General features: G+C 45.3%; 12 protein-coding genes. 1 reads left to right on the forward strand and 11 read right to left on the reverse strand.

Translation table 11 applies throughout. The features are described 5' to 3' along the window. Window positions 1-8 precede the first annotated feature (8 nt). The 9 genes from I8J31_RS00880 to I8J31_RS00920 all read right to left on the reverse strand — a co-directional run bounded on the left by I8J31_RS00880 (window position 9) and on the right by I8J31_RS00920 (window position 8,977). Complete coding sequence (locus I8J31_RS00880) at window positions 9-449, reverse strand: YHS domain-containing (seleno)protein (RefSeq protein WP_199466299.1); 441 nt, start codon at window positions 447-449, stop codon at window positions 9-11. Between the two features lie 22 nt (window positions 450-471). Continuing rightward, window positions 472-1,203: an NRDE family protein gene (locus I8J31_RS00885; protein WP_199466300.1), complete on the reverse strand. Its 732-nt coding sequence runs from the start codon at window positions 1,201-1,203 to the stop codon at window positions 472-474. 1 nt (window position 1,204) lies between these two features. Continuing rightward, window positions 1,205-1,762, reverse strand: coding sequence for a hypothetical protein (locus I8J31_RS00890; RefSeq protein WP_199466301.1), 558 nt, complete (start codon window positions 1,760-1,762; stop codon window positions 1,205-1,207). Between the two features lie 66 nt (window positions 1,763-1,828). Beyond that, the gene (locus I8J31_RS00895) at window positions 1,829-2,962 is read right to left on the reverse strand and encodes an ATP-grasp domain-containing protein (protein ID WP_199466302.1); all 1,134 of its coding nucleotides are present in this window, start codon (window positions 2,960-2,962) and stop codon (window positions 1,829-1,831) included. Beyond that, window positions 2,959-3,540 (reverse strand): DedA family protein, encoded by a 582-nt coding sequence (locus I8J31_RS00900; protein WP_199466303.1) that lies wholly within the window; start codon window positions 3,538-3,540, stop codon window positions 2,959-2,961. Before I8J31_RS00900 ends, I8J31_RS00895 begins: the two co-directional genes overlap by 4 nt. Window positions 3,541-3,591: 51 nt before the next feature. Continuing rightward, window positions 3,592-4,395 (reverse strand): DUF547 domain-containing protein, encoded by an 804-nt coding sequence (locus I8J31_RS00905; protein WP_199466304.1) that lies wholly within the window; start codon window positions 4,393-4,395, stop codon window positions 3,592-3,594. 4 nt (window positions 4,396-4,399) lie between these two features. Beyond that, a complete protein-coding gene (locus I8J31_RS00910; protein WP_199466305.1) occupies window positions 4,400-6,550 on the reverse strand; it encodes a dihydrolipoyl dehydrogenase family protein in 2,151 nt (716 codons plus the stop codon). A gap of 223 nt (window positions 6,551-6,773) precedes the next feature. Next, window positions 6,774-7,976 carry an MFS transporter gene (locus I8J31_RS00915; protein WP_325101157.1) on the reverse strand — a complete coding sequence of 401 codons (1,203 nt, stop codon included), beginning with the start codon at window positions 7,974-7,976 and terminating at the stop codon, window positions 6,774-6,776. Window positions 7,977-8,104: 128 nt separating this feature from the next. Further along, window positions 8,105-8,977: an NAD(P)-dependent oxidoreductase gene (locus I8J31_RS00920; protein ID WP_199466307.1), complete on the reverse strand. Its 873-nt coding sequence runs from the start codon at window positions 8,975-8,977 to the stop codon at window positions 8,105-8,107. A gap of 313 nt (window positions 8,978-9,290) precedes the next feature. Here I8J31_RS00920 and I8J31_RS00925 point away from each other — a divergent pair, with 313 nt between their 5' ends. Further along, entirely contained in the window at window positions 9,291-10,589 is a 1,299-nt protein-coding gene (locus I8J31_RS00925; protein ID WP_199466308.1) for a right-handed parallel beta-helix repeat-containing protein, read from the forward strand. A 107-nt stretch (window positions 10,590-10,696) separates the two neighbouring features. Here the strand turns inward: I8J31_RS00925 and I8J31_RS00930 are convergent, their stop codons facing one another. Next, window positions 10,697-11,686: a GlxA family transcriptional regulator gene (locus I8J31_RS00930; protein WP_199466309.1), complete on the reverse strand. Its 990-nt coding sequence runs from the start codon at window positions 11,684-11,686 to the stop codon at window positions 10,697-10,699. Then, window positions 11,686-12,588, reverse strand: coding sequence for an EamA family transporter (locus tag I8J31_RS00935; protein WP_199466310.1), 903 nt, complete (start codon window positions 12,586-12,588; stop codon window positions 11,686-11,688). The genes I8J31_RS00930 and I8J31_RS00935 overlap by 1 nt, the downstream gene beginning before the upstream one ends. Window positions 12,589-12,772: the final 184 nt, after the last annotated feature.

The raw sequence follows: 12,772 nt of genomic DNA on the forward strand, positions 1-12,772 counted from the left end.
TTTACACTCTACTGTTTAATCAGGTTAGGCCAATTTTTATCGCCTTCTTTAATGAATTTTGCAGTGCTCTTATCCCAACGCGCTTTGATCTCTTCATCATAATTTAGGAATAATCGACCACTTATTATCGCCCACTCGTTGGGATCGGCAGAAGCAAAGTCATTTTTCTCTGCCACCGCCCAAGCGCAGTAGCCACCGTACTGGGGCGCGTATTTTTCTGGCTCAGCAACAAAGAGATCCAAATGCTGCTGAGAAGCAAATAGCCACTTAGCCCCTTTATATTCCGTTGAAAAATCTGACTTACCCTTCACCGCTTGATGCTCAGTAAAGTAGGCCACCGTGTCATAACCGTTCAAGGCTTTGTTGCTAAAAAAACCGGTATAAATGGGTGCTTGAGCAAAGCTCAACGAACTGACCATTACTAGGAAAACGCCAACTAACCACTTCATAAATACCTCTTCGTTGATAAAATTAACTGACTAAAGCTTCACGCTTAAGTATTTGATAACAATTTTTTGTCAATGCCGCTGCAGACAACGCCATACACGGGGAGCCAGCCACATAAGACATTTGCTGTTTATTAGCCGTCACTTGCACATGGGTAAAGCTCACGGTTTGAGCATCATGTCGATGCATACACACAGAAAAATGGGAATGCTCAATATGATGGTGTCGATGGAAATCCAGCAGTTCATGCTGATGAGTCAAATACGCCTGATGGCGATAAGCCACCACCTGCTCTAACTCCACGCCTGAAGAGAAATGCGGGGCCTCAGTTACCTGCTGATGAAAGTCTTCACCATTCCATTCGAACGCCATCACATTGGGGTTCTCTAGGGTTAAATCTGAGTCAAACGCTAATAACGTAAAAGGGGCAAATTGTCGCAGTGATAACCTTTTAAAGGCCCGCTCTAATTCCTCTACAGAAGCGGCTACCGATAAATTTTTCAGTAACAAACCCCGGCTAATCAGTTCCCCTGAAGGTGTTTTTCCTTGGTAGTTGTTCAACAAACACAAGGACAAACCAAACTCGTTCACACTAATCCAACTGCCTTTTCCAACAGGATCAATCGGTATCAGTACATCAACTTGATCTAGGGTTAACTGCTGGGGTGGCAGCGCAAGAGCACGATTTTTCTGTTCGTCTCGATTAAAGAAAATTTGATAGCCATCTTTGTCTATCAGCCAAGACACAGAACACATATTATTGCCCCTTTAAATAAGTCAGGGTGGCGGGAGCAAAACCAAAGTCATCACCCACTCCGTTTAAGTGACCATCCAACAAACTAATGGTGACTTTCGACATGGCAAAGTGATGATTCGCATGTAATGCAGCAAAGGTTAGTTCTCTCTCTAGAGTAGAAGTCATTTCACAGGTTTGCGTGTCAATCACTGATACTTCTGTCCAAATAGTCACTGGGGATTGAAGGTCTTTTAGCGTTTTTGATGTTAGCCATTTAATAAAAGCAAGTAACTCTGCCATGGCCACCTGACGCGACGTTTCAACCTTGTGACCTCGACGACGCAAGTTATAATCGATCACAGGGGTGTCGTTGCTCAGGGCAAGGAACATATCCAATAGGTGGCGAAAATGCTGTCCAATAGAACTGGCGACATGGGGACTCGCCACATAAACATACTGCTCATCATTAAGAAAATTAAGGAAGTTATAACCTTGCTCTAGGGTATCAATACACCCTTGTTGAACTGGTGAAATACCGAGCTCCTCATCGTCTTGCAGTGCCTTTAATGTCGCTAACATAGTCTTACCATTACTTTTTCATCGTTAATGTGGTCTTTGCTTTCACTGCATCCTGCTATTGGTTGTTTAGTCCGTGCTTGGGTATTGCTGAGTTAAAGCCTTTTCATGACGCCATGCACGAACTAATGCCGCGATGGTCGGGGGCTTATGACCGAGCTTTTTCTGTTTCGCGCCAATCTCAAAAAGAGTGCGATATTGCATCAACAGAGTAGAAAAAATTTCTTTCAACGGCGTATTTTTATCCCAGATATGGGCGGCCTCACTGCTCGCACCATTGATTTCTAAAATAGTGAAGGCTTCTCCTGCCATGAAGCGTTGAATATCCGCAAATTTGATATCCAAACGTCCATAGTGGTAACCCTTCACATCCTTCAAAATCTCATCCAGTTTGCGAGTCAGGGCAGGGGTAATGTATTGGTTGCCGTTTTTAAAAATAGAACCTCGGCTGTGACTGCCAGCAAAGGCTAATTGAAACTCTTCGCCCATTGCCGGTACCCAGCTCAATTTATCTTCATGCCTTGGCAAATACAGATGACTCAATTGTCCCGCTCGTGGTGACGCTTCAATAAGCTGTTGCAAGGTGCTCACACCATCACCAAGTACAGAAGGGGCATATTTCAAGGTGATAGAGATAATTTTGCCTTGTTCTTCACCCGGATAACGCACATAAAACACACCTGCTTCCGCCTGATAAGGCGCTTTTTCTTGTAATAAAAAGCGCGCATCTATAGGAAAGGCATCAATATAGTCTGCAAGTTGCTCTCTGGATTTCAGCAACTTGACCCCAACACCACGACAGCCGAGGTCAGGCTTCGCAACAATCGGAAAGTCCAATTTGGCCTCAGTCATAGCCTGCATGGCATCAGTCGTTTGATCCGCGACGGATTGCTTATCTTTAATACGGGTAATAAAAGGCGAGATCCATGGCTGAGCAATCGACCCAGCCAGATTTAAAATATCGTTTTTCGACTCGCCAACCATGCCACTTAAATGAATGCTTGGATTGGCAATCAAAGGCAAAGCCATATCACCATGACGCACCCCTTGAAAAATACTTTGCAACACCACAGGGGTATAAAAAAACCACGTAGGCAAAAACTCATAAGGAGAAACACTGCGTTTACTGTCTTCCTTAAGCACTGGCATGCCAGCATTCACTTTATTGGCTGCAATACATTGATTGCCTAACATAGAGCTCATAACAAGCCTCGCGAAAAAGATTTATTGACAGCACGATTGGCGATAAACAATACGCCAAACGCTAACGGAATCATTACCCATTGATACTGACTCGCCTGTAACCAAGCGCTGCTTCCCAAGTAGAAAATAATAGTGAAAACTAACCCAGTCCAAAGCGCAGTAGCACATAACACAGACACTAAAAACACCGTCAATGGAATTGAGAAAAAACCACTCAAGGTAAAACCAACCGTTCTTAATCCAGGGATAAAACGAATCAAGAACAAGTTCCAAAAAGCCCCTTGATGCAGTCTTTTACGCACTATCTTGAAATACTTATTGGTCAATGCCTTATAACGTAAGCCACGCACCGTGCGGCCATAATGCCCTAAGGCATACAAACCCAAATCGCCTGTTGCTATGCCAATAAAAATCGCCAAAAGAGCAAAAGACGGCATCATCAAATCTTGTGCGGCCAAAGTGGCGGCCGTCACAATGGCCAAATCTTCTAATAAATAAGACAATAGAATAATGCCAACAAACATTAGGCCTAACGAATGATGCCCAGCGGCTAACCAGGCTTGCAGTTCAGCAATCACGTCACACTCCTACCATCGGTTGTTATTGACCTTAGTACAGCACGACTATTGTTAAGGTTTCGCATTCAATGCCCAGTTATAGTCTAAAAATTCAATATCCGGCGGCTTCGCTTGTAGCGTTTTCATCACATCCGTTGATAAAGACAAATCCGCTGCATAGTGGAGCAAGAAGTCAGGCAATGAAAAATAGCCCCGCCAGCCTTTTTCAAAATCTTTGCGATACCATTTAAAAATGGAAGAGATTTCTAAATGATCATTATTGAATCGGTTGCGGCTACGATCGGCCAAAAAAAGTCGTGTCTGTGACTCTAATAACGCTTCGAGGTTATCCCCTTGATAAGCTCGATTAGCTAAAGCGGGACAACCAACACTGGCGCAATTTACCGCGAAATGAATACGCGGATCTTGGTAACGATCAGAGCCTCGAATCAGCTTGTGCTCAATATCATCCAAAGAACGAGTCTCGCCTAATAAGGGAATAAAGGCCTTACCCCAAGGAGAGCGAAACAAACTACCAAGATCTTTAATCGATTCTAGGTCAGGCCATTTCTGTAATATCAAATCGACTGTCCAAGCGTTGTAGGCATTGATCAAAAAAGCCAACTGATCCGGCTTCGGCCAGCTATCGAACTCTAAGACGCTAACTTGTGATAACTGCTGCAAGTAAGCGGCTAGTTTGGGCTGATTGTCTGCAAAACCTTGGTAGTCCACTTGGCTTGCCTGACCATCGCGCAGCAAATAAACATGCTGATTTAATAGGGCATCCCACGCTGAATGGTCAAAGGCATTCGTCGCATTAACAGCCGCACTTTGTAAACCCAACAAGGTAAATAATAAAATCAGCCAGTGTTTCATCTGCCTAACCTCGACGCCATGCGTGGTATTTTTCCAACCAATTCAAAATACGCTCTGGTGCATGGGTGCGTTTCCATTCCCCTGCGGCGTATTTATTCGCTTCCGACCAAGTGGGATAAGTGTGAATGGTGCCAAGGATTTTATTCAGCCCAAGACCATGCTTCATCGCCAGCACAAACTCGGCAAGCAGGTCGCCAGCGTGTTCACCAACAATGGTGACACCCAAGATCTTGTCTTTACCCGGTACCGTCAGCACCTTCACAAAACCTTTTGCGGCACTGTCTGCAATGGCCCGATCCAAATCATCAAGACCATAGCGAACCACTTCGTAGGAAATGCCTTGCTGCTTTGCATCTTGCTCACTCAAACCAACACGAGCGACTTCAGGATCAATAAAGGTTGTCCAAGGAATCACTCGATAATCGACACGAAACTTCTTCCAAGTGCCAAACAAAGCATTCACTGCCGCATACCAAGCCTGATGCGCCGCAACATGAGTAAACTGATAAGGCCCAGCCACATCACCAGCCGCATAGATATTTGGAAAGAGCGTTTCCAAATAATCATTCGTCACGATAGTACGCTTGGTTTCGATACCTAGGTTTTCTAGTCCATACCCTTCAAGGCGCGCTTCGCGGCCAACGGCACAGATCAAGGCATCAAATTCAATGCAGGATTCTTTACCATCTTGCTCGATCACGAGACGCTTGACCCCACCTTCTTGTTGACAACGTACCGCATTGGACGAGGTTAAAATGTTTACGCCATCTTGGCTCATACTGGCTTGCGCCAGCGCTGACACGTCTTCGTCTTCACGAATCATGATACGAGCAGAGCGTTCTACCTGTGTCACACTAGAACCCAAGCGAGCAAAACTATGGGCCAATTCACAACCTATCGGACCACCACCCAAGACAACAAGGCGTTTAGGCGGCTCATCAAATTTGGCAAAGGCTTCCCATAGGGTGTCACTGGTGTAATAACCCACCTCCTCTAAACCAGGTAATTCAGGAATGAAAGGCCGCGCGCCAGTGGCTAACACTATGCTGCGTGCCGTCATGCGTGTGGTACCACCGTCATTGAGCTGGATTTCTACTGTCCAAGGGTCAATCAACTTGGCATAACCTTGCACCACGTCCACACCCAATTTGGTGTAGCGCTCAACGCTGTCATGGGGCTCCACCTGCCGAATCACATCCTGCACACGCGCCATCACTTTTTTAAAGGAGAAAGCAGGCTCCTTGCTGTCTAAACCGTATTTTTCTGCATGGCGCATTTGATGCGCGACCTTGGCACTTTTAATCAAAGCCTTACTGGGAATACAACCGTAGTTTAAGCAGTCCCCTCCCATTTTATGGGCTTCTATCAAGGTTACTTTGGCTTTAACTGCAGCTGCAATGTAAGCACTCACCAATCCACCAGCGCCGCCACCAATAACAATCAGATTACGGTCAAACTGCTTGGGTTTAGTAAAGCCACGATAAACGCGACGCGCCTTAATCACCGCTAGGATCTTTTTGGCGATTAATGGAAATACCCCTAGCAGCACAAAAGACATCAGCAAGGAAGGCGATAAAATGCCTGACAAACTTTCCAGTTGTCCCAGCTGGGTACCGGCATTCACATACACCAAGGTACCGATAAACATGCCGACTTGGCTGACCCAATAGAAAGTGGCCGCTCGAATGGAGGTTAACCCCATCAATAAATTAATAAGAAAGAAAGGGAAAACAGGGACAAGTCGTAAGGTAAACAGATAAAACGCCCCGTCTTTTTCAATGCCTTCATTGAAGGCTTTTAAACGAGTACCAAAACGGGCCTGCACCGTGGCTTGCAGTAAATAACGGGATACTAAAAAGGCGACAGTCGCACCTATTGAACTAGCAAAAGACACAATCACAGTGCCCCACACCAAACCGAACAAGGCACCGGCCGCTAGCGTCATAATAACGGCGCCGGGTAAGGATAAAGCCGTGACCATGACATATAAAATCAAAAAGCCTCCAGCAACCAACACAGGGCTTTCACTGCGCCAGCTTTCAAACTGCGCTAAACCTGATTTAAGGCCATCTAGTGTTAAAAGCTGATTCAGGTCGAAATAGAAAAAGCCCGCAGCAATGGCAGCAATGAACACTAATAATCCGATTTTCTTCATTAACAGAACTCCAACAGACTCGTTATCGAGTGATTCAGTACAAAATGTCTCAATAACTTAATGAATAACGATTAGACGCAGTACAGCAAAGATTATTACAGGGATTTGGAAAGTTTTTTAAAATAAAGCGAATAAGACCAAGAATAAGCCTTACAGAAGCCAAAATAGACGAGCGGAAAAGAACACAAGAGGACGGCGCAAACAGTGTTACGCCGTATAATGACTAGGAAAGATTAGCGGAAGATGGAAGGCGCCCAGCCAGCAAACTAAAAAATACTCCAAAGCCACAAATACAAAGTACTAAAGTCACTAAGCCCGGCACGCCAAAAGCAGCAATCATGGTGGCGAAAATAGGCGGCCCTAATGTGGCGCCTAAATTCCCTAATTGAGCAATGAGTCCGTAGCCTTGAGCCTGTTCACTGGTATTGCGAGCAAGATACGGAATCATTCCTAAGGCGGCCCCCGGCACCATACCAACAAACAAAATCATAGTACTCACCACCACGGCAAACAACAGCGGCAGTTCAATCACCGTCGATAAAATCAGTGCGCTCGATGCCACCCCCAAATACGCTACCAAAGCAACACGTTGCGGTCGCATCACATATTGCGCCAGTGCACCCGCCAAAAATGCGCCACCGGTGCTAATCAAGGGTAAAGCAACCAACATAAAACCGTGAATATGAGCATCTTTAATCAAACGCGGTACATAGGTCAGCATGGACACCAGAGTACAGGTATAAAATAGAAACACCAGGCTAGGTAATAAAGCACGAGGGTTACGATAAATCACCACCATTTGAGAGAAAAAGCTCCCTTGATTGCTTGTCACTGGTACGATTTCCAACACGGCGTTGTTTCTTAATAGAAAAAACAGCATCACACCGATACTGGTAATCAAAACACTATGACTCAGCAGCAAGCCATGCAAACCAAACGGTTCAAGAATATTCGGCCCCAACCAACCGCTCAGCGCAAAAGCCACACCAAAAAAAGTCCCCCATAAGCCCATGGTTAAGGATCGATGTTGCGGCGCGCTTAATTTAGCAATCAAGGTCGGCGCCGACACCACCACCCCCACTTGAGAGAAGCCTTCCAGCATTCGAGTGACAAAAAAAACATTAAAGTGAGGTAAAAAAGACTGAATAAAAGATAATGCGCCACCCAAAACTAGGGCACCAACCAGCACACGTAAATAGCCAACCCGACTGGCGATCATACCTGCAGATACACCGAAAATAAGGCCCACCACACCAACCACAGAAAGCGCCGCGCCCGTTAACGTCTCACCCGTTTGATAATGATCCAACACAGCATCATAAGAAATGGAAAATTTTGCGAACTGCATCGCGGCACTGATGCCAGCGACCCACAAGAAAATCACTTCTAACCATTGGGTTCTCTGTTGCGTTATAGACTGGGACACTTTCTGTACTCTATGAATTTGTCGGCACATTCTAATACACAAAGGTCACGAGAAATGGAGTTATATTTATAAATGAGCATTTTGAGCCAGTTTTTGACGCAGTATCATCGAGCGCAGTCGTTTTGTTATTACGATTTTTTTAAAGCACGAACCAACACAGAAGTATCCATGCGACCCATACCTTGTTCTTGCAAGGCTTTATATTTTTGGTCGACGTCTTCCGTCAGTGGCAAACTTACGCCTTTGGTTTTGGCTTCATCCAAGCAAATCCCCAGATCTTTGCGCATCCAATCAATGGCAAAGCCAAAATCAAACTTATCTTCCGCCATGGTTTCTAAACGATTCACCATCTGCCATGACCCAGCCGCCCCATGTTGTAGCGTATTCACTACCTGAGGAATCGACAAACCTGCGGTTTCTGCCAATATGAGCGCTTCACTCAAGCCTTGTAGCACACCCGCGATACAGATCTGATTAACCATTTTGCAACGTTGTCCCTGACCATTTTTTCCTAACAACTGGACTTGCTGGGCGTAGGATTGCATAACGGGTTCTGCCTTAGCAAAAGTCGCTGTATCGCCGCCACACATGATGGTCAGCTTGCCGTTTTCGGCCCCCGCTTGACCACCAGATACCGGCGCATCAATAAACTGCACGCCAACTTTTTCACACGTTTCCGCTAACTCTAGAGCAAGTTGTGCTGAAGTTGTGGTGTGATCAACCAAAATATCGCCTTCTTGCAGCCCAGCCAAAATGCCCTCTTCACCATAAACCACACTGCGTACATCGTCGTCATTCCCAACACACATAAAGACCATTTTGGCATCCAAGGAGGCATCCTTTGGAGTGAGTGCAAACTGACCAGAATAGTCTACTGCCCACTGCTGCGCTTTCGCTCCAGTGCGATTAAACACGGTCACAGGGTATCCACTATTCGCCAAATGCCCAGCCATGGGATAGCCCATTACGCCCAGACCAATAAAAGCTGTTTTTATTTCCATTTCTTTCTCCTAATGTCACTAAACAAGCCGCAAAAATAGATATCGACAATAGGCAGAATAAACTTATTGCCAATTTGCCATCGTGTCGGCAAAAGATGTTAAACAAAAACAAAGATAACGAATAGATACACTCTAGCTCCTTTTATAGGAGGATCTGCTATCTTTCTTTAATAGGGAGCGCAACCTGACTGTTTGTTTTTCAAATAATTTCAGTCAACTAACGCTCCTATTTTTGCCCAATGTATCAATTCTTATGATCCTATAAGAATCACCATTTGGCTTTTATGGAATGCATTTTATAGGGATATATGTCATGAAACTTTCAAAAAAACACCTGATCATAAGTATGATCACATTAGGAATAACTCAGTCCTCTTATGCTTTTGATGGCGATGACGGGGACTACTACGTCGCGCCATGGGGCAACGACAACAGCAATGGTTCCATCTACTCTCCGTTTGCCACACTCGATAAAGCACAGTCAAAAGCTTCCCCCGGCGATTTGATTTACTTACGAGGCGGCACCTATTGGTTTAATGACAACAACGACGCTGATGGGATCGGTGTGTTGTTTAATAAGAGTGGGACGCAGAACTCTCCAATCAAATACTACGCTTACCCGGGTGAAAAACCGGTCTTTGATTTCTCGAATTTCACACCTTACCAACGTATCCGTGGCTTTAGTGTTCGTGCTGACTGGCTACACTTTAAAGGCATCGAAATTAAAAAAGTCCAACAGGTCATTACTAACGTGAATGAATCTTGGGGAATCCGTATTGAAAACGGTGCTGACCATAACATTTTTGAAAACCTCAACCTTCACCACAATGAGGGTCCCGGATTATTTATTGCCGACGGTGGTCATAACCTGGTCCTGAATGTGGACTCTCACCATAACTATGACCCGGATCGAGGTGGTGAAAACGCCGATGGTTTTGGCTGTCATTCCAATGATACTGGTAATGTATTCCGCTATTCTCGTGCTTGGGCAAACAGCGATGATGGCTTTGACTTCATTCGAGCAAAAGGCGTATGCGTTGTGGAATATTCAATCGCTTTTAATAATGGCTTCATTCCTGATACCACAACGGGAGCGGGCAATGGCACCGGCATCAAAGCAGGCGGCTGGGGCTTAGACACCAGTACATTCCCTGAGAATGTGGCTCGTCATATGGTGCGTTTCAACATTTCCTTTGGCAATCGCATCAATGGCTTTTATGCCAACCACCATCCAGGTGGTCTCGATTTCATAAACAATACGGCTTTCAATAACCCTTATAATTTCAATATGTTAGCGGACGTAGGCTCGGCAAACCATTACCTGAGAAACAACGTCGCCTTTGGCTCTGGCACAGCACTCGGCAAGGCCACAACCAGCGAAATCAACTCAGCCTATAACTCTTGGGACTTATCCGTTCAAGCCGACTCACAGGACTTTCAAAGCGTTGCTACCTCTTTGGCGTCTGCCAACCGGGACAGTAACGGAAACCTACCTAACAATGACTTTCTGCGCTTAGTCAGCAACAGCGACTTAATCGATGCAGGCCAGAATGTCGGTTATTCCTATCAAGGCTCAGCGCCGGATTTAGGTGCCTACGAATACCAAGATTAATAAAGAGCAGGATACAAGATAGAATACAAAATAACCGCGCACTCTCACTCTCCTGCGCGGTTATTTTGAGCACTCCTTGCTTTTCGAGGCACGACTAAGACACTCAGCTAAGAAGCGCTCCTCCGATAATGGGACGGTGGCGCTGGATGCTTTCTTGCCCAAAGTCTTCGGAACTGTCTTGGATCATCAAAACCACAACGCTCTGCGACTTCTTCAATCGACAACGCCGAACTCTGCAAAAACTGCATGGCCAAAGCAAGACGCAGTTTGTGTATGTATTCTCGCGTCGTAATGCCCGTACTTTCTTTAAAGAGACGAACCAAATGGCGTGAGCTGCAATGGGCTATTTCCGCTAAGCTCTCCAAAGACCAATCACGAGCTGGATCAACCTGAATCGCATCTTGGACTCGGTGCACACTTTGATGGAAGTGATTACGATTTTCTAACCATGGCGACTGGCTAGGGTCATTCGGTCCGCGACGAGAAAACAACACCATATGGCGCGCCACTTGACTGGCATAATGGGCACCAAACTCCTGCTGTATTAAATAAAGCGCCAGATCAATCCCAGCGGTAACACCTGCGCTACTATAAAAATCACCGTCTATGGCAAACAATCGATTCGCCAGTACTTTTGCCGCTGGTTCTGCCTCTTGCAGTTCTTCAAGATGCATATGGTGAGTGGTGCATTCTTTTCCTGCTAACAAGCCTGCTTTAGCAAACAATAAAGTACCCGCACAAATACTTATATAGCGGCCAATAGAGCCTGCTTGCCCCGCCAACCAACGAATCGTTTTTTTGATAGCGGGTGTTGTTAAATCAATACGCTCTCCTGCTAAACCAGTACTGATCACCCAACTATTTTTAGGTAGATGATTCGGTAAAGGGTCGGCCTGAATATTCAAGCCTAATGTGTTTGGTACTTTCGCCTCTGGACCAATGAAGTGCAGTTCAAATTTGCCCACCTCCTCAGATTCAGCCTCAGCACAAAAACGATTCGCATATTCAAACGCCTCAGCAGGACCAATGGTATCGAGCAAAACACTATTTGGCAGCATGAGAAAATACACATGAATCGTTGACTGAATGGCCATCATTAGACTTCCTTCACCTTCATTGGAATACGATAAAACAGTCGAGCACCAAAGGTATTCATTAATAAACCAAGCAACACGAAACATACCCCAATCCATTGTAGTGGTAATAATGTTTCATCAAGAATGACAGCCGCCGCCGTTAGCCCTACAACAGGCACTCCCAAGGTTAATGGTGCGACTTGATTCGCGAAATAACGACCCATTAAATACCCCCATAACGAATAACCAAGAATCGTTGCAATTAAAGCAAGGTAAGCTAAGGCCCCAATAGAAGACCAACTGATATTAGTCAAAGCTGCCAGCATTAGCTCTGGTCCTTCCATAAACCAAGAAGCGATAAAGAAAGGCAAGGGCGGAATCCATGCGCTCCAAATCACCAACTTAATATCCATTTGATAACCTTTCTGGCTAAGACGTTTAATCCCAATATTCCCGACAGCCCAACTCGCCGCGGCAAACAAAGTCAAAATAAAACCAACTAGAGTCATATCACCGACTCCGGACACCACGGCAATCATGACCAAACCGCCACCAGCCAATACAATTGCCAACACCTGATGTAAACGCACACCCTCTTTTAAAAACACCAAAGCAAATAACATGGTAAACAAAGCTTGCGATTGCAACACCAAAGAGGCCAACCCGGCAGGCATGCCATTTGCCATCGCCACAAACAAAAAAGCAAACTGCAAAAAACCAATAGGAAGCGCGTAGGAAAACCACCACCTCAGTGGCACATTGGGACGTTTAACCAACAAACTCCCTATGGCGGCCACAGCTAAAAATCGCAAACCACCCAGCAGCAAAGGTGGAACGTCACTAACGCCTACCGAGATGACAACAAAGTTAAGCCCCCACGCCACAATAATAACCAACGCCAGCATACTGTCTTTAAACGACATAATGATTTCCACTTATTAGATTAGTAGAATCCACTATATAAAGGTAATTAAAGATAAACGAGGACAGTCAGCAGGGTCAAAAAGGACATAGATCTAAAGTGAAGTGCTCGGCTTTAAAATAGTAAGCGCTCCCATTAATATTGGCATTAATGATTGTTTTCTGTAGTAAAATAGCAACAATGTG

The sequence above is a fragment of the Marinomonas transparens genome (assembly GCF_016463975.1).
Classification (GTDB): Bacteria; Pseudomonadota; Gammaproteobacteria; order Pseudomonadales; family Marinomonadaceae; genus Marinomonas; species Marinomonas transparens.

Excerpts from the sequence above, each read along its gene's own strand:
- I8J31_RS00890 (WP_199466301.1), bottom strand. The coding sequence starts at position 1,762 with ATGTTAGCGACATTAAAGGCACTGCAAGACGATGAGGAGCTCGGTATT.
- I8J31_RS00930 (WP_199466309.1), bottom strand. The coding sequence starts at position 11,686 with ATGATGGCCATTCAGTCAACGATTCATGTGTATTTTCTCATGCTGCCA.
- I8J31_RS00910 (WP_199466305.1), bottom strand. The coding sequence starts at position 6,550 with ATGAAGAAAATCGGATTATTAGTGTTCATTGCTGCCATTGCTGCGGGC.
- I8J31_RS00925 (WP_199466308.1), top strand. The coding sequence starts at position 9,291 with ATGAAACTTTCAAAAAAACACCTGATCATAAGTATGATCACATTAGGA.
- I8J31_RS00905 (WP_199466304.1), bottom strand. The coding sequence starts at position 4,395 with ATGAAACACTGGCTGATTTTATTATTTACCTTGTTGGGTTTACAAAGT.
- I8J31_RS00880 (WP_199466299.1), bottom strand. The coding sequence starts at position 449 with ATGAAGTGGTTAGTTGGCGTTTTCCTAGTAATGGTCAGTTCGTTGAGC.
- I8J31_RS00935 (WP_199466310.1), bottom strand. The coding sequence starts at position 12,588 with ATGTCGTTTAAAGACAGTATGCTGGCGTTGGTTATTATTGTGGCGTGG.
- I8J31_RS00920 (WP_199466307.1), bottom strand. The coding sequence starts at position 8,977 with ATGGAAATAAAAACAGCTTTTATTGGTCTGGGCGTAATGGGCTATCCC.
- I8J31_RS00885 (WP_199466300.1), bottom strand. The coding sequence starts at position 1,203 with ATGTGTTCTGTGTCTTGGCTGATAGACAAAGATGGCTATCAAATTTTC.
- I8J31_RS00895 (WP_199466302.1), bottom strand. The coding sequence starts at position 2,962 with ATGAGCTCTATGTTAGGCAATCAATGTATTGCAGCCAATAAAGTGAAT.